We start from the raw sequence: 21,755 nt of genomic DNA on the forward strand, positions 1-21,755 counted from the left end.
CCCGGCCGGCCCTCTACTAGCAAGGGATAGCAGATACACGCAACCTGTCATGGCTTAATAGACAGGCGCGTGCCCCGACAATCGATCTTTCAAGGAGCACAAGCATTGATCGCATGATGGCTAACAGGTTGGACCGGGGCGAGGAAAACCCGATAGGGAATGACTCGATGATCAGATGAGGACCTCGCCAGCGAATTCCATATGGCCAGCAGGCTGAGCGGCCTGCACAAACGGGCCGGACATAAGCGTGATGCCTTCACCTGTCGACCACCATGTCCTAATCGGCTTGCAATCCGGGAGGCGCCCACATAAGCGTTTCCCTAGTGAGCATCCGCCAACCGATTCGCCGCCTGGGCTGGTTCCACAACAGCACACCGCGGGGCACGTATAGGGATGGCCCTTAATCCGCGCTCTAAAAGATAAAAGTAACAAGTTACCGCCTTTGCGCGGACTTTGGTCGTCCTTACGCTGATGCATTGGCATCTCGGCAGTCGGTGCCGGTGCCTGGGCGGAAGTGGAGGGTGCTTTACGCTGCTCGGCTTTTGCGAAGCGGACCGTCTACCGGCTTCGCGAACCTAGTTTCGTCCGTCGCTAAAGCCCGTGGATGCGCAATAGACGATGGACCGGATTGATCTGTGACACCGCTTTGTCGGCAAAGCCAAGCTGCTCGATGGCCCTGACGCGGTTGTCGTGCACCAGCACCTCGTACAGAGGCCAACGCAGGTGGAAACGACGTGGCGCCGGCCAGCAGTCCCGGTTAAGATGGTCCTGCTGGAGCTCGGGAAGATACGGCGAAAGCCATAGATTTAGGACAGCAAGATCAAGCGTTAGAGTTACCTTTGCTGCTTTCATAACGCGTCCCCAGCGATTCAACTCGTCATCGATATATTGCTGGAAGTCAGCGACAGATCCGCCGACTGCAACGCCCCCCATCTTTACGAGCGATGCTTGCATTTCGGCCGAAGCTAAAGCCTTGTTAACTTCTTGATTGAGTCTTTCAATGATGGCCGTCGGAGTGCCAGCAGGCGCAATCAGCCCGTTCCAAGATTCCACGATCATCCCCGGATAGCCCAACTCCGTGAACGTCGGGACATCAGGAAGTGCGGGCAAGCGTCCGCTTGCAGCGACCGCCACCGGACGGGGATTACCTTTGCGAAGGTGATCGACTGCTCCCATAGCGGTCAAGAATCCTGCGTCCACCTGGCCGCCCAGCAGATCATTCATCGCAGGCGCGACTCCTTTGTAGGCAACGTGAATCAAATCGATAGCCGCTTGTTGCTCCAACATCAATCCAGCGAGATGTGCGGTGCCACCCACGCCGGTCGAAGCGAACGAATGTTTTCCCGGCTCGCGCTTTGCCAGCGTGAGAAAGTCGTTCAAATTTTTGCTCGGAAGCGTGGAAGCTAACGCTAGCACCGAGGGCGACGTCATGCAGTTAACAATCGGACGAAAGCTCTTCTTTGGATCCCATTTAATCGCTTTGTATAGATGGGGATTCATCGCAAGTGTTACCGTCGTCAGCATCAACGTATAACCATCGGGTGGCGCGGCGGCGACGGCCTCAAAGGCAATGTTGGCTCCTGCTCCAGGTCTATTTTCCACGACTACCGGTTGCCCTAGCGCAATGGTGAGCCGTTGCGACAGCATCCTCGCGGTAACATCGCTCGGCCCCCCTGACGCATATCCAACGATAATCTTAATGGGCCGATTCGGCCATGAATTGTGGGCGTGGACACCGGTCGCCGTGCATAGAGTTAGCGCTCCAAGTAGTGTGCTGAGGGCTTGCCTTCGGCTGAACGTGGTCTTCATTAATAGTCTCCTTTTTTTTAAAAACTATTTTTAGGTCTCGCTTTTGGAATAACTCCGCAATATCCGCCGCCTTGTTTTGAGCAGATGCACGCAATCATTTTAAATGCGCAAAATGCCTCGATATTGTCTGAACCGAAACGCCTGCTATCGAATCTCGCGTAGGTTCTCTGCCTTAAAAAATCACTCGATAACATCGCCCCCGTCCTTGGTCTGAAAAAATCTTGTGATGCGTCTGAGCGGCCTGGGAAGATGAATTTTGTGCCAAATACCATCAACGCGACATTGCATGGTGTGCATTACTGATGTGCAGGCGGCGCAGCGTAAATGCTTCGTGGTATCTCTAGCAAGCGGATAGGATTTGCCAACACTGTAATTGAAGCGCGAAAGATCATTAAACTAACCGAACATGGGGGGCATGCCGATGGCTGACAAGACACTGGGGGCGCATAATATTGAAGATCTACGCATGATCGCCAAGAGCCGAATTCCCAAGGGAATTTTCGAGTTCGTGGATCGAGGTAGCGAGGATGAAGTTGCCCTTAGAAATAATCGCGAGGCGTTCGCACGTATCAAGCTGGTACCGCGAACGCTTGTCGACGTCTCCAAGAGAAGTCTTGAAACCACCCTCTTCGGGCACAAACTCAGCATGCCGGTGGCAATTGCGCCGACAGGTGTCGCAGGATTAATGTGGTATCAAGGCGAGCTAGCGTTGGCAAGGGCTGCGGCCGCCGCAGGGGTGCCCTTTACGTTAGCGACTGGTTCGATGACGGCGATGGAGAAAATTGTCGCGGAGGCGCCAGGTCGGCTGTGGTTTCAGCTTTACATGTGGCCCGATCGGTCCATGTCTCACGCTCTGGTTGATCGAGCAAAGTCCGCCGGATTCGAGGCCTTGGTTGTGACCGTCGACGGTGTGGTGCCTGGCAACCGGGAGTATAACCTGCGAAACGGCTTCACCGTTCCATTTTCATATTCTAAACAAAACATTATCGACGTGCTGCGCCACCCGCAATGGATGGTCCGGGTGCTCGGCCGCTACATGGCAGGCGCAGGTATGCCACGATACGAAAACTACCCGACTGAGTTGAAGAATAAGATTACCGCCGCACCTGTCGGGAGGGGCATGATGCGAAACGATTCGCTTACTTGGGACGATCTGCGCGAGCTTAGGCGGCGGTGGCCCCATGCCTTGATCGTCAAAGGTGTAATGCATCAGCATGACGCCTTGAAGGCCTTAGATTGCGGCGCGGACGGCATCGTAGTGTCGAATCACGGTGGAAGAAACTTAGATTGCACCCAAGCTCCCATCGACGTCTTAGCGCCTATCGCCGACGCCGTCTCTGGTCGGATGACCGTGCTCATGGATAGTGGTGTGCGTCGTGGCAGTGACGTCGTTAAGGCGTTGGCGCTCGGTGCGAATGCGGTATTGGTGGGAAGGCCGACTTTGTATGGCACAGCAGTCGCTGGAGAAGCGGGCGCGGCACGCGCTTTGCACATCTTCCGAGAGGAGATTGACCGCATGATGGCCCACATGGGCTGCAAGGAAGTCGCAGAAATTGATCGAAGCCGTGTATCGAATTATGCGGGCAGCTACTAGTGTGAGGCCATCTCCCAGAGTTGAGATGCGATTCGCGCCTCATATTCTATGGCAGACGCGCTTGCCGAGTGGAGTGCTTGGATCAAGCAAGCTTCGTTCCCAGCCACACCTCGGTATTTACCAATTCGGCAACCACATTTCGAATTACGCTATTGAGTATCCATAGAGTCGACGAGGAGATATCGGTTCTGCCCGTAACAAGTGCTACGCACCGCTCAAAGTGCCACTGGGCAAGCGAATGGGCGACTACGCGTCCCTCAGTGATAAAGGACTGGGCTGCGGCCAAAGGCATAATCGCACAACCGCAGTTATTGGCGACGAGCTCGAGCGTGACTGCAAATGAACTATCGTTTTGTATGACGACGTTCGGTTGACATCCGAGCTTTTTGGAATAGAATTCCTGAATAAAAACGCGACTACCATGATTCGAGCCCTTTAGAATCAGCGGTATCTCGGCGAATGATTTCGACACGAGTTGCTCAGGCTTAAACGCAAAATTAGGGGGAGAAATAAGAAATAATTTCTCGAAAAGAAGGGGGTCATAGCTCTCGCTTCCTGGATGCTCGGGGCGGTACATGACGGCGGCATCCTCATTATTGTTGCGAAGATCGAATAAAATCTTGTCTGCTCGTGCTTCCGAAAAATGAATCTGACTGGTTGGAAATTTGGCGCGAAGTTCATGAAATAGTTGACCAAAAATCATTTTTGCGATGGTAGGCTGCGCAACGATATGAATTGAAGGAGGTCCATGATTTTGCGAATCATTAATCGATAGTTTGGCTTGGCTTATCAGTGCATTGACCTGCCGGGCGTAGCCAATCAAGACCTCCCCTTGATGTGAAAGAGTTAAACCGCGGCCGTCTCTCACAAAAAGTCGCGCTCCGAAAGCTCTTTCGAGGCTCGCAATGCGCCGGCTGGCCGTTGAGGCATCGCATCCTGCCGAAATCGCCGCCGATGCGATACTGCCGGCGTCGACGACAAGGCAGAAAAAAGCGAGGTCATCAGAGTTCATATCAGTTTTCCGTATATTTCTAATGGGTGTAGCAGAAATCTGGAATTCGCTGCGAGTCTTGGGCTCGCTCAGTATTCGATGGTATCGTGTGAGGCAAGCGAGATCTTAAACCGGCTTCTCGTTCTGCCATCGGATGTAAGAGTCGACGGCAGTTGATGAACTGCTTGAGGTGTCGCTCGCCCGTCAAGAAGATAGAACCACTCCGTCTTCAGCCGCCTGAGGATGCCTTCGCGCGCTTCATTTTGGGGCAACCGTTGGCCCACCATCGCGACGGCCGCATCTAGGATCAAAGCCCTGAATCAGGGCGCGCGCTCCACGACCCACTCACCTCCAGTTATTAAGCAGTCGATCAGGGTGGACCGGTACACATCGCCGCCCGTGGATTTGGGGGCAATGTCAGAGAGCAACATCTCATTCGGGGTTTCAGCCTGCAAGTCGCGAATGCGCATATATATCTCCGCCAGGTTGTTTGCGTAGTCCTAGTCCGAGATTCCTGTCGTTACCCAATCCTCAATGTTGTTTGCGTCCAAGGTTTCGTAAGGATAGAAACGCTCCTTCTCTTGGGCGATCGCAATTCCTTCTCCTGGGCGATCGCAATTTGTTGCAAGTCAGTGGCGGCCAAGCCAGGGCGAAATCATCGTAATCCGATTCGCCCACGCAGAGGCCGTGCATGTACGGCAAATCAGCCGTGCGGCTATTGCGATGCCCGCTGCGGGAGCCTGTGAGGCACCATTACGTCGTGGAAGCAACCTTGAACGCGGAGCTGGCCTCTATGCCACGATTGCTGCCAGTCCAATATCAAATGCCTTTGGAACTTGACCATGGATACATCACGCTTCCCATGTGCGCGAGAAGCGATTGCCAGCGACCTTGCGCCGACTGGGGTACTCCGCGTCGCCGTCAATATTGGCAACCAGCTACTGGCGCGCCTTGACGAGCCGGACGCTGTGCCGACGGGGGTCTCCGTCGACCTTGCGCACGCGCTCGCATCGACGTTGGGTGTGGACCTTTCGCTAATCGTATGCTCCAACGCCAAACAATCTGTATCTGTTGTGTCAGCTGCAAAGGCGGACCTCGGTTTCTTCGTAGTCGACCCCCTTCGCGCGGACAGCGTTTCATTCTCCGATCCCTACCTTCTGATTGAAGGGTCGTACCTTGTGAAGGCCGACTCACCGATCACGCGTAACGAGGATGTCGATCACCCGAATAACGTCGTGGTCGTCAGCGCGGGCAGCGCCTATGACCTCTACCTTACGCGTGCGCTTCAGCACGCCACAATTGACCGGTCCGCTGGTCCGCACAATGTTGTCGAGACCTTCCTGGCAGAACATGCTTCCGTGGCAGCAGGAATACGACCGCAGCTGCAGGCGTCTGCGCAGAGTAATGGCGGTCTGAGGCTACTGGACGGCCGCTTCATGGTGATTGAGCAGGCCATTGGCATGCCTAGAACCAAGCGGCCCGGCACGGCCGCGTACGTCTCGGCCTTCCTCGAAGACCTCAAGGAACGGGGATGGATTGCGTGCTCATTGGCAGCGCATGGCATCGAGGGAGCGACAGTGGCGCCCCGGCGAGGCGCGGTGCGACAAACAGATCTCAAATCGGGAGTTTGACGTTCATGCCCGACACTGTTACTTCCCGTAATGGCGGTCAGATTCTATTTTGCTATGTACGTGAGGTCGGTCTACCGGTAAGCGCTAGGCTTGTGATTGCCGGGACCTGTCGAAGAAGCTTACAACTTTCTATGTGATCAGCTTGTTTATCAAGGGCATACGACTAGCGACATGTTATCCGGGTGACTTGGCATAGAAAAAACTCATGCCTCGGTGAGCTTTTGGAAGTGTTCCGCGGAAATCGGGTTGCGCAGAATGTAGGCATAACTCACTGCAGGAGACACTTCCCATGCCCCGCTCTGCCGCTGCCCGACTTTCTCTTATTGCCCTGACCTGCTTCGCGACTCATTCGTTCGCCGAAACCTATCCCTCTAGGCCTGTCACGGTAATCGTGCCATTCGCAGCGGGTGGGAACCTAGATGTAACGACGCGTACGGTAGTGAGCGAGATGTCGAAGAGGCTCGGACAGTCTTTCGTGGTCGACAATCGGGTGGGTGCTGGCGGTGTGATAGGGCATGAAGCAGCGGCACGAGCCAATTCGGATGGTTACACGCTTCTTGCGACGGCAAATGGTAGCTTTGCCTATACGCCAAAGATGATTGGCAAGCCGACGTTCACCCCGGCGGACTTTGCCCCCATCGGGATGATGGCGGTTACCCCGCTGGTTCTGGAGGTTCCGGCCAACAGCCAGTTTAAAACGTTCCAGGACTTTGCCAATTTCGCTAAAAGTAACCCGGGGAAGGTGGCAATCGGGCATGCCGGTGTCGGAACCACGAATCACGTGGCCATTGTCCAGCTCCAGGCAGCTCTGCAAACGACCTTCACCATCGTTCCGTACAAAGGCTCAGCGCCGGCAATTACAGACCTGTTGGGGTCGCAGGTCGATGCTGTTATCGACCAACTCCCAAGTTCTCTTCCCAACCTGAAGGCGAACAAGCTACGCGCCTTGGCTGTGACGAGCAAGATGCGCGCCCCCGACCTGCCGCATGTATCAACGCTTCAGGAACTGGGACTGAAGGACTTCGAGGTCGTGACTCTCTCCGGCCTGATGGCGCCGGCGAAGACACCGCCGAATGTTCTTCTGTCGCTTCATAACGCCTTGAACAACGCTCTTGCCGAGCCGGATATCAAGAAGCGTCTGGCTGGACTGGGGTCCATCGCCTCACCTGCGACCGCGCAAGCGTTCGATAAGACTATGCGCGACGAAGATGCTCGAGCCGCAGCGCTCGCGCGTCAAGGCCTGCTGAAAGCGGAATAAGTAAAAGGGTTGGCGTAGTCGCTACGCCAACCCTTTCTTTTTTGCGCCGAACCTCACAGGCAGGTGTGAACCAGTTTAGAAGCCGTAAAGGCGAGCTGGGTTGTGGACTAGAATCTTCTCAAGTTGGGACCGGTTCGGAGTCCATGCATTAAGAAGATTCAGTAAATGCGCGGCATCCGGGACATTCTCGGTCATGTTCACATGGGGCCAGTCAGACCCCCAGATGAGATGGTCCTCGTTGGCCGCCAGCATGCGTTCGTGAAAAGGCAGAATATCCTCATAACGGGGATAGGTACTTGAAACGCGATACGGGGTCAGTTTTACCCAGACCAATCCGTCGGCAAGTAGGCGTAGAAGTACTGCAAAGCGGGGGTCATCCGTGCCTCTGACAGGGTCGACTCGGCCCATGTGGTCTAGTACGAATGGTACACCGGCTTCTCGGATTAGCGGCTCAAGCTCTACAAGTACGTCAATGTCCGCCCAAAGCTGAACGTGCATGCCAAGATTGCGTAAGCCCGGCAATACCTTGTGCAGCTGTCCGACATCGACAGCATTCTTGTACCGTTGCTGTCCATGGTGAAGCAGGCGGGTAAATCGAAGTCCGCGTACCCCCTCGGCATGCATGGCTGCAAGTTCACTCTCATCGAGTGTAGGGTCGACGACAGCCACGCCGCGTAGACGTTGAGGAGCTATGGAGAGGGTATTAAGGAGCGCGCGATTATCTAGGCCATGCGCAGATGGTTGTACCAAGACGCCACGCTCGAGGTGCAGAGTATCGAGCAGATGAAGATATGCTTGCGGCGTACATTCTGGCGGTGTGTATGTGCGCTCCTCAGACAGAGGGAAACGCGCATATGGACCAAAGACGTGGCAATGGCAGTCCGTAGCGCCCCTTGGAACTTCGAAATCAGGCGGCACTTCTGCGCGTGGCGGTTGGCTGGTCATGAGCTGCGTACTTCTTGCCTTCAGGCGATTGAGCTTGAGGCAGAGACTACACTTAGTACGTTGCGTGCTGCTGCCAAGCCGAGATTGACGTACGCGGCGTCGCTAACCCCGCCCACATGTGGCGACAGAATAAGATTTGGCACCTCGCAAAAAGGATGGTTCGCCGCGAAGGGCTCAACTTCGAAACTGTCCAGGCCCGCAGCATAGAGTTTGCCGGAGCTCAATGCGTCAAGAAGAGCGTCTTCATCTACCAAACCACCGCGTGCGGTGTTGACGAAAATCGCGCCGTCCTTGAAGCGACCGAGCGTTTCACGATTAATCATCCTACGATTCCCGTCGGTGAGCGGGCAGTGGAGGGAAACCACATCGGATTGCTTGTACAGCGTATCAAGAGGGACCAGCGTGACACCCGCTGCGTCTGCTTTTCCAGACGGGTCATACGCCAGCAAATTCATGCCCATGGCCAGGCCAATGGCAGCAGTGCGCCGGCCGATTTCACCCAGCCCGACGATACCAAGGGTGCGGCCATTCAATTCGATTGTCTTATGAGTCGCCTTGTCCCAGTGACCGGCCCGCATCCGCGCATTGAGGTGGACGACCGACTTGGCGCAACCCAGGATGAGCGCCCAGGCATGTTCGGCAACGGCAGCTGCGTTGGCGCCTACAGCGGCGCGGACTGCAATTTCTCGTGCGGCTGCTGCATCCCGGTCTACGACATCAACCCCACTCCCATGGCGCGAGATTACCTGCAGGCGGGGAGCTGCATCCATCATGGCCGCCGTGATTTTGCCGTAGCGTGCGATGATGGCAACCGGGTTGTGCTCCTTGGCCAGTGCAATGACCTGGGCCTCGCTCGGCTGTTTGCCTGCGTAGACCACCTCAAAACCGTGCAGAAGGTCGAGTGCTTGGTGTGCCAAATCAGCCCCGGTCACGAGGATTACCGGCTTCCGGTTGTTGTTCACAGTAAATTTCCTTAACCAAGGGACCGCTCGGGGTGAGCCGCCATATGGCTCAAATTTTAGGAGGCGTTGACGCTCGAAGACCACTTCCAATCGTGCATCTAGGTATAATAAAAAATCATTTCTTGTGGCGAAGGACAGGATGGCCCGGCGTATTCCTCCCCTCAACCCGTTGCGAGTCTTTGAAGTTGTTGCCCGGACAAGTAATCTGACGGGTGCGGCTCAAGAGTTACATGTCTCCCAATCCGCGGTAAGTCGGCAAATTGCAGTACTGGAAGAGTATCTAGGCGTCGAGCTCTTTCGCAGGGAACGGCATGGGGTGACTCTTACCAAGCACGGTGAAACCTATGCGCGCGACATATTGCCGGCGTTCGATGCTATTGCATCTGCAACGGCGCGTATCTTTCGGAGCACCTCGCAAGGGGCATTGCGTGTGCGCACTTATACGACCTTTGCCGCCAAGTGGCTCATCCCACGGTTGCCTGATTTCCAAAAACAGCACCCGAGCATCGAGGTGCGCATCGACAATGCTATTCCAGACGTGGACTTTGACCGCGACCCGGCCGACGTGGCGATTCAGTTCGGAGACGGCCGTTGGCCGCGTGTTAGCTGCGACCTGCTTTTCCACGACGAGATAGAGCCGGTATGTACCCCGGCATATGTGACGAGCCACGGGGGTGCTCGCGGAACGAAGGAATCCCTACTGCGACATCGCCTACTTGTATCCCATTACCGTAGGACTGATTGGGATGAATGGCTCGACTTTGCCGGAATGGTGGATGTGGCAAGTGGTACGGAACGGATGAGTTTCGGCAGCTCGGTTATGACTTGGCAAGCAGCGCTGGACGGCATGGGCATCGCCATCGGACAAACTGCCATACTTAAGCCCGAACTTGAATCTGGCCGACTTGTAAGGCCGTTTGCGATGCCCTACAGACGCGGAAAGGCATATTACCTGGTGCGCCCGCAAGTGCAACGAGAGTCACGGAAGATTACGGCTTTTCGCGACTGGTTGCTGACCACGGTGGCTCAAGAAACTGGGCGAGCTGAGTCCTCCTGAGCCAAGCACCACAAAGGCCAAACGCCACGAAAAGTCAACTTTGGTATGACATTTTGTTGTGACTGAGCGCCAAACTTGAAGTTCACAACTGTCCCGGTATGGACGATGCTGACACCTGTCAATAGTCCATATCACAGGAACAGCGATGAACTTTGAACTCAGCGAAGAGCACCAGGCATTTGCAGAATCGGTGCGCCGTTTCGCCCAAGACAAGCTGGCAGCAGGTGCACTCGAACGCGCACATTCCGCTCAGTATCCCTGGGACGCGGCGCAAATGCTCGCCGAGCAAGGCCTGCTGGGGATTGCCTTCCCGGAGGAAGATGGCGGCCAGGGCGGTACCCTGATGCATGCCGTCATTGCTATTCAGGAAGTCGCGCTCGTGTGTCCCAAGAGCGCCGATATCGTACAGGCCGGCAATTTTGGCCCCATCCGCACGTTCGTCGAGTACGCCACGGCGGAACAGAAGGCGCGCTTTCTCCCTGACCTGCTCGCAGGAAAGAAGCTCATCGCGCTGGGCATGACCGAGCCCGAGGCTGGCTCGGCTGTGACTGAGCTCAAGACTTCGGCAAGGCTGGATGGCGACCACTACGTCATCAATGGCAGCAAGATTTTCTCGACCCATAGCCCCGAGGCAGAACTCTTCCTCATCTACGTGCGCTTCGGTCCGGGCGTCGGTGGCATCGGTTCGGTGCTCGTCGAGCGTGGCGCGCCGGGCTTCCAAGTCGGTGAGCCCTCGAAGTTCATGAGCGGCGAAGAATGGTGCCAACTGTACTTCGAAGACTGCCGCATCCCGAAGGAGAATCTGCTCCTAGGTGAAGGTGGCTTCAAGCGTCAAATCTCCGGCTTCAACGTCGAGCGTCTGGGGAACTCGTCGCGCTCGCTGGCTCTCGGTCGTCACTGCTTCAACATTGCTCGTGAGCACGCCAAGATTCGCAAGCAGTTCGGCCGTGAACTGTGCGAGTTCCAAGGCGTCCAGTGGAAGTTCGCCGAGATGGCCCTGAAGCTGGAGTCTGCGCAACTGATGCTCTATCGCGCCGCAATGGAAGGCGAGCACGGCCTGCCGTCTGCGCACAGCACTGCGATGGCCAAGCTCGCTTGCAACCAGGCCGGCTGGGAAGTTGCCAACGAAGCCCTGCAAGTCATGGGGGGCATGGGGTACAGCCAGGAGTCCATCGTTGAGTACTGCCTGCGCCGCATCCGTGGCTGGATGATTGCTGGTGGCTCTATCGAAATGTTGAAGAACCGCATCGCAGAAGGCGTGTTCGAGCGGACCTTCACGCAGCGCCCGCCGAAGGCCTGACGCATACATAAGCGGAAATCAAGAAAATCTGGAGACAACGTATGTTTGCAAAAATCAGTAGTGCTTCGGCGCTGGTGATGGCCGCTTCGCTCATGCCTGCGTTGAGTCAGGCACAACCGAGCGCCAGCTCGTATCCCAGCAAACCTGTCCGCATTCTCGTCGGCTATCCGGCGGGAGGGCCAACCGACCTGACAGCCCGGCTTATCGCAGCGAAGCTGCAAGCATCGATGGGTCAGTCATTCATCGTGGATAACAAGCCGGGCGCGGGGTCGAACGTCGCCTCCGAAATGCTCGCGCAGAGCCCGGCTGATGGCTACACGCTGATGATTGCCGCATCACAGCTTACGTGGAACAGCGTTCTATACAAGAACATTCGGTACGACGCGCTGAAGAGCTTTGAGCCGATTTCGCGTCTGATGTCTGCTCCGGCTGTTCTCGCTATCAATCCGAAGGTCCAGATCAAGTCTGTTTCGGAATTGGTCGCCAAGGCCAAGAAGGAGCCCGGCAGGTACACGTATGCCTCGTCAGGCCCAGGCTCGGTGCCGCACATCTCGGGTGAACTGCTAAAGAGCAAGGCAAGCATCGACTTGCTGCACGTTCCTTACAAAGGAAGCGGTCCCGCTGTGACTGCGGTGCTGGGCGGTGAGACGGACATGTACTTCATGACCGTGCTCAGTGCCATGCCGTACTTCAAGAGCGGAAAGCTTCTTCCACTGGCCGTAACGTCGAGCCGCCGCATTCCCCAGTTGCCCAATGTGCCAACGATGGCGGAGGCAGGGGTGCCAGGTGTGGAGGTCGATTCCTGGAACGGTCTGTTTGCTCCGGCCGGTACATCCAAGGAAATCGTCGACAAGCTAGGCAAAGAAGTACGCAAGATTCTTGAGCAGCCCGATGTCCGGAAGTCCTTCGAGGAGCAGGGGGCAACGGTGGTGGGAAGCACGCCCGAAGAGTTCTCTGCGTATCTCAAGAAGGAAGTCGCTCAAGGCACGGCCTTCGCACGTTCGATAAAACTCTCGCTGGACTGAAGAAATGAATTGGCATCTTGTTTGCAAACTTATCACGCCATTGATGCTCGCATCTGGGTGTGGCGCGGCGGCCGCTGAAACACCTGCCGACTTTCCGACTCACCCGGTTCGGGTCGTTGTTGGCTACCAGGCGGGCGGTCCCACCGATGTCGTTGCACGTCTGCTGGCCAAACAACTCCAGACGTCTCTTGGTCAGGCATTTGTTGTGGATAACAGGCCCGGTGCGGGGTCGAATATCGCGTCTGAGCAAGTGGCTTCGGCAAAGCCGGACGGGTACACACTGCTCTTCGCGGCGGCTCCTATTGCATCCAACGGATTCGTCTACAAAAATCTGAAATGGAACGTCAAGACGAGCTTTGAGCCGATTTCACAAGTCATGTCGGCGCCGGCGATTCTGGCGGTCAGTCCCGCACTTCCGGTGCATAACCTTGCAGAGCTAATCGCACTTGCAAAGAAGCAACCAGGCAAGCTGTCGTTCGCCTCTACAGGTAACGGAGGGACGCAGCATTACGCAGGTGAGTTGCTCAAGCAGCAGGCTGGCATTAGCTTGATACACGTTCCGTACAAGGGAGCGTCTAGTGTGCTTACCGACTTGATTGCTGGCAATGTGTCTATGGCCTTCATGACCTCCATATCGGCTATGCAGTACCTCAAGGGTGGTCAAGTACGGCCCATCGCTGTGGCTGCGCCGAAGAGGTTGGCGCTGCTTCCGAATGTGCCCACCATGGCCGAAGCCGGTCTGCCCGGGTTCGATGTGGACTCCTGGAGTGGCTTGTTTGCACCGGCCGGTACTCCGCAACCCATCTTGGAGAAGCTCCAAAAGGCAGTGACCCAGGCTGTCGCCTCGAAAGAGATGCGCGACGCTATTCAGGCACAGGGCGCGGTGCTTGTGGGTAGTAGCTCCGCTGAATTCAAGGCATATATCAACAAAGACGTCGACCATATGTCCCGGGTCTTCAAGACTGTCAAAGTAACGCTGGATTAATCATGAATACGACCGCCACCATTCAACCTGACGCTGCACTCGCGCAGGCGCTGCTGGCCCCGCGCAGCGTCGCACTGTTTGGCGCATCGGATGATGCAGGCAAGACGGCCGGCCGCCCGCTCAAGTTCTTGCGCGCTGCCGGATTTGCGGGAAAGATTTACCCCATCAACCCCAATCGGCAATCTGTGCAGGGCGAGACTGCCTATCCCAGTCTGGCCGAACTGCCGGAAGTTCCTGAGCATGTCTTCATCCTAACGCCGACGAACACAGTACTCGACGCTGTTCAGGAGTGCGCGCGTTTGGGCGTGAAGGTGGTCACGATTCTGGCCAGTGGCTTCTCGGAATCCGGCCCTGAGGGTGCTGCAAGGGAAGCGGCTCTGACGGAGATTGGCCAGAAGACCGGTCTGCGCATTCTGGGCCCTAGCAGCCTGGGCGTAATCAATCCGCGTGCCGGGCTCGTGCTGACCGCCAACGCTGCTTTTGCCGAGCCCGAACTGCCTCAGGGGCGGGTGTTTGTGGCGTCCCACAGCGGTAGCATGATTGGCTCGCTGGTATCCCGGGGCAAAGCCCGCGGCGTTGGGTTCGCAGGCCTCGTTTCCGTTGGCGGCGAATCGGACCTCTGTGTTGGCGAAATCTGCGCGGCAACGTTGGACGACCCGACCATTGGCGGGTATCTGCTATTCCTGGAGAGCTTGCGCCACGGCGACAAGCTTCGTGCCTTCGCCGTTGAAGCGGTAAAGCGCGGCAAGCCGGTTATTGCCTATAAGCTGGGCCGGTCGGCAGCGGCCGCCGAAATGGCAGCGACCCACACTGGCGCACTTGCCGGTGAAGACGACATTGCTGACGCATTTCTCAAGGACCTCGGCATCGCTCGAGTCGGCATTCTGGAGGCTCTCCTTGAGACATTCCCGCTTGCTGAGCGGATTCCGCTCGGAAGTGCGTCCGCCCAGAAACGTGTGGGTGTCGTCACGACGACCGGCGGTGGCGCGGCCATGGCAGTAGACCAGTTGGGTATCCGCGACGTGGTTGTTGAGCCGGCTTCGGCGGAAACGCTGGCGAAGTTCGAGGCCGCCGGTATTTCGGTGTCGGCTGGTCGCGTTCTGGACCTCACGTTGGCAGGCACAAACTACAACGTCATGAAAGGCGCCCTGGACATCATGTTCCAAGCGCCGGAGTTCGACATGGTCCTCGCCGTGGTCGGTTCGTCAGCCCGCTTCCAGCCGCAACTTGCGGTGAAGCCCATCATCGACAGTGCTAGCAGCGCCAAGCCGCTGGCAGCGATGCTGGTGCCTGACGCACCCGAAGCCCTGGCTTCATTGACCGCAGCCGGAGTGCCATGCTTCCGCTCGCCTGAGGCATGCGCCGACGCGATTGCCGCGCTGTTTGCGCGCCGAGCGCCTGGCGTGCAGGCTACGGCTGAAGCCTCCGACGCAAAGCCCCGCACGCTGAGCGAAGCCCAAGCGTATGAGGTGCTCGACGCCGTCGGCGTGCCTCACGCCCCGGCTACAACGATGCCGCTGCAGGGGCCGGCGAAGGAGCTTAGCTTTGGCTTCCCTGTGGTTGCCAAGGTTTGCTCTGCAGACATCCCCCACAAGACGGAAGTCGGCGGCGTTGTTCTCGGCATCCAGGACCAGGCTGGCCTGGAAGCCGCCCTTGTGACGCTGCGCACCAACCTGGCAGAGCGTGCGCCGGAAAAGCGATGCGACGAGGTGCTCGTACAGCCTATGACGAAGGGTCTCACCGAGGTTCTCGTCGGCTATCGTATTGACGCCGAAGCGGGCCCCATTATCATGCTGGCTGCCGGTGGTATCTGGGCAGAAGTTGCGCGGGACCGGAGCATTCGACTGGCTCCCGTGAGTGTCGAGACCGCAAGGGAGATGATTACCGAAGTCAAGGCACTGAAGACGGTGTCGGGTCTTCGCGGTCGACCGCGTGGCGACCTGGAGGCCCTGGCGCAGGCAGTGTCCGCTCTATCCCAGTTGGCAGTGATGCCTGAACTGCGGATTGCAGAAGCCGAAGTCAATCCCATGATGGTCCTTCCGGAAGGGCAGGGCGTCGTCGCGGTTGATGCTCTGGTCCTGCGGTCGTGACAAAGACGCGAGTCATGACTCTAACTTTCAATCCGAGCGAGGTTATCGCTCGGATTGAAGCCCTCTGCGAAGTACACCGAATCAACGTGTGCGGGCAGGAAGTGGTCTGGCGGCGGTTCGGGAGCGGACCGCCGCTTGTGCTCATTCACGGCGGGCACGGCAGTTGGTTGCATTGGGTGCGCAATATTGAATCGCTCCTGAGCTCTCATAGGCTCTGGCTGCCGGACCTTCCAGGCTTTGGCGATTCCGACGCCTTGCTAGGCGAGGACCACGCCACGGACCGATTCGAGCGATTGGTCACGACGTTATGCGCCTGTGTCGAGCAACTCTTTGGCTCCGACGCTCCAATTCTGCTAGCTGGCTTTTCGTTCGGTGGCCTCGTGGCCGCGAATGTTGCGGCCCGCTGCGGCAATGTGGAGAAGCTCGCCTTGCTAGGTCCAGCTGGACACGGCGGCGTTCGACGACAGAGCCTCGAAATGCTCAATTGGCGAGTAGATAACCCTGGGGAAGCTAAGGAGTCACTGCGTCACAATTTGCGTGCGCTCATGCTGCACGACGATGCCAGCATTGACTCGCTTGCCATGGAAGTCCACGAACGCGCTTGCCGGGCCACCAGATTTCGCAGCAAAGCGATTTCCCGGCATGCCCTTTTAGCGGAGGCGCTGGAGGAATATCAGGGGCCGACGCTGTTTGTATGGGGCGAGCATGATGTGACAGCTGAACCGTATGAAGCCGCACAGCGACTCGCCGCTGATATCTCATCCCGAGATTGGTGCTTGGTCCCTGGCGCAGGTCACTGGGTGCAGTATGAAAGGCCGGACGAAGTCAATGTGCTCTTGCTGCGCTGGTTTTCTTCGGTCACGTAGGGAGTCTGCTGACTATGCAAAGCATGACGGCTACGACGTCAGAACTCACGCTACTGATGTCGAATGCTGCTATCGAAGCCTTCGGCTCGCGTATCAACAAGGTGCTTGAATTCCATCCGCACCGGTTGGTAACACCAAAGTCGGTGCTCGAGGGCAGTGTTCCCGACGGGGCGAAGATTGCCTTTCTGTCGCGCGATGTCACCGGGAATTCTGGTAAGACGGATTTGGCGCCCACGCTTCTTGAGTTTTACGACGCCATGCGGGCTTCCCCAAGGCTTACGTGGATGCAGGCCCACTCTGCTGGCGCCGACCGCCCAATCTTTGCCGAGCTGGAAAAGCGAAATGTGGTGATGACAACGGGTTCTGGAGCGAATGCCGGCGCGGTGGCTCAGATGGCGTTTCTCGGCGTACTAGCCATCGCGCGAAAGCTCCCATTGCTGATTGATGCGCAGCGCCGGAAGTGTTGGGAGCCGCTCCTGGGTGAGCGAGCGCCCCAGGACTTGACAGGACAAGTCGCGGCAGTTGTCGGTATGGGTCCCATCGGTCAGGAGGTCGCCAGGCTGCTGCGTGCTATCGGCATGGAGGTCATCGGTGTACGTAGGACACGGGAGCCGGTAGCGGGAGTGTCGCAGACCGTTAGCTTCGCGGATATCGCTACCGTTCTTCCGAAAGCGTCAGTCGTGGTACTTGCTTGCCCGCTAACGCCAACTACGCGCGGGCTATTGAACCGGCAAACCTTCGCTCTATTGCCGACGGGCGCCATTCTTGCGAATGTTTCTCGCGGCGAGGTGGTGGTCGAGAACGACCTAATCGGCGCTTTGCGTAGAGGGCATCTTGGTGGTGCTTTCCTGGACGTATTTGAGAAGGAACCATTAGGCCCGGAATCGGCGCTGTGGACTCTTCCTACGGTAATAATCGCCCCCCATACGGCTGGTCATACAACGGGACATTACGCAGAAGTCGGGGAAATCTTCCTCGATAACCTGGTCCGTTGGCGTGATGGGCTGCCCCTTCGAAATGTTGTTAAGTAACCTATACGAAAGCTAGGAGAACACATGACTAGTGCATCCAACTTGAAGCTCCCATCGCTTCGCGACAAAGTCTCAGCCGAGGAATGGAAGGCGCGAGTAGATTTGGCTGCGTGCTATCGGCTATTCGACATCTATGGTCTGTCGGACCTCACCGCCAACCACATCTCCGCGCGTGTGCCCGGTGAGAATGCCTTCCTAATTAATCCCTATGGCATGCTGTACGAGGAAATCACTGCTTCTTCGCTAATCAAGGTCGATGAGAGCGGAGAGGTTCTCTATAGCCCGGACTTCGGTGACTTGAAGTATGGTGTCAACCGCGCCGGCTACGTCATTCATAGCGCCATTCATGCAGCGCGTCCAGATGTTGGCTGCGTTGCGCATACACATACTGTTGCTGGGATGGCGGTTTCATCGCTCGCGTGTGGCATTCTGCCATTGACTCAAACTTCTATGCGCTTCTCGAGCGTTGCGTATCATGATTTTGAAGGCATCGTGCTCGACGAGCGCGAGAAGGAGTCGCTCTTGCGCGACATGGGTCAGGAGAACCACCTGATTCTGCGCAACCATGGCCTGCTCGTTGCAACCGGCACTACTGCGGAGGCATTCAATGCAATGCAGCGCTTTGAGCAGGTTTGCAAAGCGCAGCTTTCCGCGCTGGCCTGTGGAACGGAGCTGACGACGGTGCCCGCCGGGATTGTTGAAGAGACACGCAAGAACTATCTACCTGGCACCCGTCGACCGTTCGGCATCATGGAATGGCCTGCGATGCTGCGTAAGTTGAACCGCATCGACCCGAGCTATCAGGATTAATTGACTAGGAGTTTGCTGTCACGGATCGGCGTAATGACGCCGGGGATGATCGCCGTAATGGCGCCAGTTTGAAGTGAAGTAAAACGCGGATTCGAACGGGATCAAGGATGCGTTTTTTTCGTTGATTTCGCAAGCCGAATTGAGTCGGTTTCTGGCATCGGTTTCGGGGCGCGGAAGCTGTCGCCATCGAGCACGATGCGATAGGCGCCGTGGCGCAGGCGATCCAGTGTGGCGGCGCCGAGAACGCGGTTGCCGGCGAAGGCCTCGCCCCATTCGCTGAAGTCGAGATTGCTGGTGAGGATCGTCGCTGCGTTCTCGTAGCGTTCTGCGATCAGGTCGTGGAAGTCTTCATCTTGTGGCGAACGCAACGGCTTGAGCGCGAAGTCGTCAACGATGAGGACCGGTACGCTGGCGAGCTGTCTGAGCTTGCGCTCGTAGGTGCCAGTAGCGCGTGCGGCCTGCAGGCTGCTCAGTAGTTTGGTCTGGGTAGCGAACACCACGTCGTGCCCCTGGCGGGCGGCGCAGTGGCCGAGCGCCTGGGCCAGATGCGACTTGCCGGTGCCGGTGGGTCCGGCAATCAGGACCGCGACGCGCTCGTGGATATAGCGGCCGGTGGCGAGATCATGGATGTGGGTTCGATTCAGCGTCGGCAGCCGATCGAAGTCGAAGGTCTCGAGCGTCTTGCCCACGGCGAAACCGGCGCGGACCAGCCGGGTGCCGAGCTTCTTCTGGTTGCGCCGTGCTACTTCGTCATGCAGCAGCATGGCCAGGAACTCGGTATAGGCAAGCTGGCCGTCGATGGCCTGCCGGTTACGCTGTTCAAGGGAATCGAGCACGCCGGACAGGCGCAGTTGCTTGAGGGCGGTGTTCAGTTCAGGACTGGGGTTCATGGGCGTTTAATGGATCAGCAGGGATTGGAGGTTGCGGCCGAAGCGACCGCCGTTGACGTAGGTGTCGGTGAGCGTTTGCGGCGACTCCGGGATAGGCTGGCTCTCCAACCCCTTGTCCAGGATTGTCTTGACGGTTCGCCACCGGGGACTGTTGTGGGCCAGTGCCCGGGTGCACGCCGCGTCGAGCCGGGCATCACCGACCTTGCTGCGCAACCGGACGATGCCTTGCGCACCGCGCAGGTTGACGAGCACCTGGTCGTTGAACAGCGCGAGCACCAGCGCATGGCAGGACGGCCCGATGGCTTTGGCCTGTGCCAGACACCATTGCGGATCGTGTTCGAGCCACGCCTGAGCGGCGGGCGGTTGATGATCCCGTACCGTCGAGCGTGCGCCGGGCTTGCGCAGCCGGGGATGGGTGGCCACGAGTTCGTGCTGGTTGAACAGTTGCACGACCGTGTCAGTGGTCTTTACCCACAGCGTCTTGCCGACCAGCGCGAACGGCACCGAGTAAAGGGCTTTGTGATGCTGGACGTGAGCATCGCGATGAACCATGGCGGTGGACCATGCGGCCAGCACCGGCGGCACATCGGGCAGCGCCATCAACAACGGCTTCTCGATGGCGAAGCGCATCAGCGGTTGTTCGCGGGTCGTGCCGTGCTCACGCACGCCGGCCTCCTGCATGATCCACTCGCGCAACTGCCGGTTGGCATCGGGGAGGTCACGGAACGCACGCAGTGGCATGAAGGACTTCTTGACGTACTTGACTCCCGACTCGACGATGCCCTTCTTCTGCGGGTCGTGCGGCGGGCAGGCGTCGATCCGGAAGCCGTATCCCTCGGCCAGACCGGCGTAGGACCGCTGGACCTCGGGGTCGTACGTGCAGGCCCGGATGATGGCGCACTTGGCGTTGTCGATGATGATCCGTTCGGGTAATCGCGAGGAGCCAGTAATGTGACGCAGCGCTGAGGGCCCGGAGACGTTCACTCAGGGCGAGGCTTTTCCTGCGGATTTGGCAGGTGTAACACTTTGGCGGGGATTACCCCCGATCCCAGGGAGACACCATGTCAGACCATGTATGTCCGCAGCACATCGCGTTAGTTGCGCAGCTGAAGCAGCTTCTCATCGACGCCGGCTATTGCGTCAACGCGATCAACCGTCAGTCCGCCGTTGCGCAGAAGTTCCTCCGCTACCTCAAGCAGCGAGGCCTTACGCTAGCATCCGTGGAGCCGGCCCATGTGACGATGTACCTGCGCTGCGAGCTCCACCGTTTCGAGCGGCGCCACGGACGCGCCCCACGGTCCCTTGAACACTGGCGTGCTTCGCACACTGCCGGCATTCACCAGCTATTGAGGATGGCAACGGGCAGGTGGCCACCTGCCCCCCAAGCAAGTAGCGCATCCGAGGCGTTCAGCCAGAAGCTATGCGCCGAGTATGAGCGGTGGCTCGATGATGTGCGAGGCTTGGCTTCCGACACCATTCACGAGTTGGTCACAGAAGCACGGCGGTTCATGCACTGGTATCTCGAACGTGCGGTGTCGGTGAACGATCTGGGGCGACTGACGATCGCCGATATCGATGCATACATGCAGGCGCGATCCGGATCGCTAAGGCGGATCTCGCGCAAATCGCTGGCGCAGCGGTTGCGCTGCCTCATGCGCTTTGCGCACGCCTCTGGGAGAACCTCGCGCGACTTATCCGCATGCGTGGTGGCGCCCACGCTCTACGCGTATGAGTCGATTCCGTCGACGCTGTCGCAGCACCAGATCGACGCCGTCTTGCGGATCTGCCATGCTGATCACTCGCCCAAGGGCCTGCGCGACCACGCGATCGTCTTGCTGCTCACCAATTACGGGCTGCGCGCGGGAGAGATTGCACGCTTGCGGCTGGACGACATCGACTGGCGGCGCGATCGCTTATACGTCCGCCATTCCAAGACCGACTCGCAATCGGTCTTGCCATTGCTACCGGCGGTTGGAGCCGCGTTGCTGGCATACCTGCGTCGCGGCCGACCTGAAACGAGCGCGCGAGAGGTCTTCATCCGAGCACACGCCCCATATCGTGGCTTTGCCGACGGCTCGAGCCTGTACACGCCACTGCGCAGGCGGCTCGACGCTGCAGGCGTGCAAACCAATGGCAAGCGCGGGCCGCATGCCTTCCGGCACGCGCGTGCCATAAGCCTATTGCGCGGCGGGGTGCCGCCCAAGGTGATTGGGGACGTGCTGGGGCACCGCTCATCGAGTTCGGTGTGGCCGTACCTGAAGCTCGCTGTCGATGAACTGCGCGACGTCTCCCTGGAGATCAGCGAACTCCTGACCGAGGGGGCGCAATGAACACGTGGCTCGACGATGAAGGCGACGCTATCGAGCGTCACATATGTCACCTGAGGCTGCGCAGTCGCGATGCGGCCAAAGTCTACCGTTGTGTTCTGCGCGGGTTCCAGCGTTTCGTGCGGCAACGTGGCGATGCCGCAGTCAGCACCTCTACCATGCAGGGGTGGCTGCTGGAGCGCGC

At 58.0% G+C, this 21,755-nt stretch carries 17 protein-coding genes and 2 pseudogenes; 13 read left to right on the forward strand and 6 right to left on the reverse strand.

Annotated elements, in window-relative coordinates:
- Positions 1-591: 591 nt before the first annotated feature.
- On the reverse strand, positions 592-1,809 hold the full coding sequence (locus AC3FKH_RS33605) for a Bug family tripartite tricarboxylate transporter substrate binding protein (protein WP_488679952.1): 1,218 nt from the start codon (positions 1,807-1,809) through the stop codon (positions 592-594).
- Between the two features lie 421 nt (positions 1,810-2,230).
- On the opposite strand from AC3FKH_RS33605, the gene AC3FKH_RS33610 reads away from it, so the two are divergent.
- Positions 2,231-3,403, forward strand: coding sequence for an alpha-hydroxy acid oxidase (locus tag AC3FKH_RS33610; RefSeq protein WP_488679954.1), 1,173 nt, complete (start codon positions 2,231-2,233; stop codon positions 3,401-3,403).
- Between the two features lie 82 nt (positions 3,404-3,485).
- On the opposite strand, the gene AC3FKH_RS33615 is transcribed toward AC3FKH_RS33610, so the two are convergent.
- Positions 3,486-4,415, reverse strand: coding sequence for a LysR family transcriptional regulator (locus tag AC3FKH_RS33615; RefSeq protein ID WP_488679956.1), 930 nt, complete (start codon positions 4,413-4,415; stop codon positions 3,486-3,488).
- Positions 4,416-5,236: 821 nt separating this feature from the next.
- Between AC3FKH_RS33615 and AC3FKH_RS33620 the strand changes: the two genes are divergently transcribed.
- Together AC3FKH_RS33620 and AC3FKH_RS33625 are read left to right on the forward strand one after the other, a co-directional pair.
- Complete coding sequence (locus AC3FKH_RS33620) at positions 5,237-6,025, forward strand: transporter substrate-binding domain-containing protein (RefSeq protein ID WP_488679958.1); 789 nt, start codon at positions 5,237-5,239, stop codon at positions 6,023-6,025.
- A gap of 289 nt (positions 6,026-6,314) precedes the next feature.
- Positions 6,315-7,283 (forward strand): Bug family tripartite tricarboxylate transporter substrate binding protein, encoded by a 969-nt coding sequence (locus AC3FKH_RS33625; RefSeq protein WP_488679960.1) that lies wholly within the window; start codon positions 6,315-6,317, stop codon positions 7,281-7,283.
- A 75-nt stretch (positions 7,284-7,358) separates the two neighbouring features.
- Here AC3FKH_RS33625 and AC3FKH_RS33630 read toward each other — a convergent pair whose 3' ends face one another.
- Positions 7,359-8,228 (reverse strand): amidohydrolase family protein, encoded by an 870-nt coding sequence (locus tag AC3FKH_RS33630; RefSeq protein WP_488679962.1) that lies wholly within the window; start codon positions 8,226-8,228, stop codon positions 7,359-7,361.
- A 20-nt stretch (positions 8,229-8,248) separates the two neighbouring features.
- Positions 8,249-9,190, reverse strand: a complete 942-nt coding sequence (locus tag AC3FKH_RS33635) for an NAD(P)-dependent oxidoreductase (protein ID WP_488679963.1) — start codon at positions 9,188-9,190, stop codon at positions 8,249-8,251.
- Between the two features lie 139 nt (positions 9,191-9,329).
- On the opposite strand from AC3FKH_RS33635, the gene gcvA reads away from it, so the two are divergent.
- The 8 genes from gcvA to AC3FKH_RS33675 all read left to right on the forward strand — a co-directional run bounded on the left by gcvA (position 9,330) and on the right by AC3FKH_RS33675 (position 18,354).
- A complete protein-coding gene (gene gcvA / locus AC3FKH_RS33640) occupies positions 9,330-10,247 on the forward strand; it encodes a transcriptional regulator GcvA (RefSeq protein ID WP_488679964.1) in 918 nt (305 codons plus the stop codon).
- A 145-nt stretch (positions 10,248-10,392) separates the two neighbouring features.
- On the forward strand, positions 10,393-11,547 hold the full coding sequence (locus AC3FKH_RS33645) for an acyl-CoA dehydrogenase family protein (protein WP_488679965.1): 1,155 nt from the start codon (positions 10,393-10,395) through the stop codon (positions 11,545-11,547).
- Between the two features lie 41 nt (positions 11,548-11,588).
- Positions 11,589-12,572: a Bug family tripartite tricarboxylate transporter substrate binding protein gene (locus AC3FKH_RS33650; protein WP_488679966.1), complete on the forward strand. Its 984-nt coding sequence runs from the start codon at positions 11,589-11,591 to the stop codon at positions 12,570-12,572.
- A 4-nt stretch (positions 12,573-12,576) separates the two neighbouring features.
- Complete coding sequence (locus AC3FKH_RS33655) at positions 12,577-13,557, forward strand: Bug family tripartite tricarboxylate transporter substrate binding protein (RefSeq protein WP_488679967.1); 981 nt, start codon at positions 12,577-12,579, stop codon at positions 13,555-13,557.
- A gap of 2 nt (positions 13,558-13,559) precedes the next feature.
- Positions 13,560-15,647, forward strand: coding sequence for an acetate--CoA ligase family protein (locus tag AC3FKH_RS33660; RefSeq protein ID WP_488679969.1), 2,088 nt, complete (start codon positions 13,560-13,562; stop codon positions 15,645-15,647).
- A 14-nt stretch (positions 15,648-15,661) separates the two neighbouring features.
- Positions 15,662-16,513 carry an alpha/beta fold hydrolase gene (locus AC3FKH_RS33665; protein WP_488679971.1) on the forward strand — a complete coding sequence of 284 codons (852 nt, stop codon included), beginning with the start codon at positions 15,662-15,664 and terminating at the stop codon, positions 16,511-16,513.
- Between the two features lie 14 nt (positions 16,514-16,527).
- Positions 16,528-17,544, forward strand: coding sequence for a D-2-hydroxyacid dehydrogenase (locus tag AC3FKH_RS33670; RefSeq protein ID WP_488679973.1), 1,017 nt, complete (start codon positions 16,528-16,530; stop codon positions 17,542-17,544).
- Between the two features lie 24 nt (positions 17,545-17,568).
- Positions 17,569-18,354 (forward strand): class II aldolase/adducin family protein, encoded by a 786-nt coding sequence (locus AC3FKH_RS33675; RefSeq protein ID WP_488679974.1) that lies wholly within the window; start codon positions 17,569-17,571, stop codon positions 18,352-18,354.
- A gap of 101 nt (positions 18,355-18,455) precedes the next feature.
- Here the strand turns inward: AC3FKH_RS33675 and istB are convergent, their stop codons facing one another.
- Together istB and AC3FKH_RS33685 are read right to left on the reverse strand one after the other, a co-directional pair.
- Positions 18,456-19,244, reverse strand: a complete 789-nt coding sequence (gene istB / locus AC3FKH_RS33680; protein ID WP_488679976.1) for an IS21-like element helper ATPase IstB — start codon at positions 19,242-19,244, stop codon at positions 18,456-18,458.
- A 6-nt stretch (positions 19,245-19,250) separates the two neighbouring features.
- Positions 19,251-20,168, reverse strand: a pseudogene (locus AC3FKH_RS33685) (Mu transposase domain-containing protein); the annotation flags it as partial.
- Between the two features lie 137 nt (positions 20,169-20,305).
- Here AC3FKH_RS33685 and AC3FKH_RS33690 point away from each other — a divergent pair.
- Both AC3FKH_RS33690 and AC3FKH_RS33695 read left to right on the forward strand, forming a co-directional pair.
- Entirely contained in the window at positions 20,306-21,574 is a 1,269-nt protein-coding gene (locus AC3FKH_RS33690) for a site-specific integrase (RefSeq protein ID WP_488679978.1), read from the forward strand.
- Positions 21,571-21,755: pseudogene (locus tag AC3FKH_RS33695) on the forward strand (tyrosine-type recombinase/integrase); the annotation flags it as partial. The gene AC3FKH_RS33690 and the pseudogene AC3FKH_RS33695, both read left to right, overlap by 4 nt.

It is taken from the genome of Cupriavidus sp. 21MJTG02-4, from assembly GCF_057798975.1.

Coding starts and splice junctions, on each gene's coding strand:
- AC3FKH_RS33650 (WP_488679966.1), top strand. CDS start 11,589: ATGTTTGCAAAAATCAGTAGTGCTTCGGCGCTGGTGATGGCCGCTTCG.
- AC3FKH_RS33660 (WP_488679969.1), top strand. CDS start 13,560: ATGAATACGACCGCCACCATTCAACCTGACGCTGCACTCGCGCAGGCG.
- AC3FKH_RS33615 (WP_488679956.1), bottom strand. CDS start 4,415: ATGAACTCTGATGACCTCGCTTTTTTCTGCCTTGTCGTCGACGCCGGC.
- AC3FKH_RS33670 (WP_488679973.1), top strand. CDS start 16,528: ATGCAAAGCATGACGGCTACGACGTCAGAACTCACGCTACTGATGTCG.
- istB (WP_488679976.1), bottom strand. CDS start 19,244: ATGAACCCCAGTCCTGAACTGAACACCGCCCTCAAGCAACTGCGCCTG.
- AC3FKH_RS33645 (WP_488679965.1), top strand. CDS start 10,393: ATGAACTTTGAACTCAGCGAAGAGCACCAGGCATTTGCAGAATCGGTG.
- gcvA (WP_488679964.1), top strand. CDS start 9,330: ATGGCCCGGCGTATTCCTCCCCTCAACCCGTTGCGAGTCTTTGAAGTT.
- AC3FKH_RS33690 (WP_488679978.1), top strand. CDS start 20,306: ATGTCAGACCATGTATGTCCGCAGCACATCGCGTTAGTTGCGCAGCTG.
- AC3FKH_RS33665 (WP_488679971.1), top strand. CDS start 15,662: ATGACTCTAACTTTCAATCCGAGCGAGGTTATCGCTCGGATTGAAGCC.
- AC3FKH_RS33625 (WP_488679960.1), top strand. CDS start 6,315: ATGCCCCGCTCTGCCGCTGCCCGACTTTCTCTTATTGCCCTGACCTGC.
- AC3FKH_RS33655 (WP_488679967.1), top strand. CDS start 12,577: ATGAATTGGCATCTTGTTTGCAAACTTATCACGCCATTGATGCTCGCA.
- AC3FKH_RS33620 (WP_488679958.1), top strand. CDS start 5,237: ATGGATACATCACGCTTCCCATGTGCGCGAGAAGCGATTGCCAGCGAC.
- AC3FKH_RS33675 (WP_488679974.1), top strand. CDS start 17,569: ATGACTAGTGCATCCAACTTGAAGCTCCCATCGCTTCGCGACAAAGTC.
- AC3FKH_RS33605 (WP_488679952.1), bottom strand. CDS start 1,809: ATGAAGACCACGTTCAGCCGAAGGCAAGCCCTCAGCACACTACTTGGA.
- AC3FKH_RS33630 (WP_488679962.1), bottom strand. CDS start 8,228: ATGACCAGCCAACCGCCACGCGCAGAAGTGCCGCCTGATTTCGAAGTT.
- AC3FKH_RS33610 (WP_488679954.1), top strand. CDS start 2,231: ATGGCTGACAAGACACTGGGGGCGCATAATATTGAAGATCTACGCATG.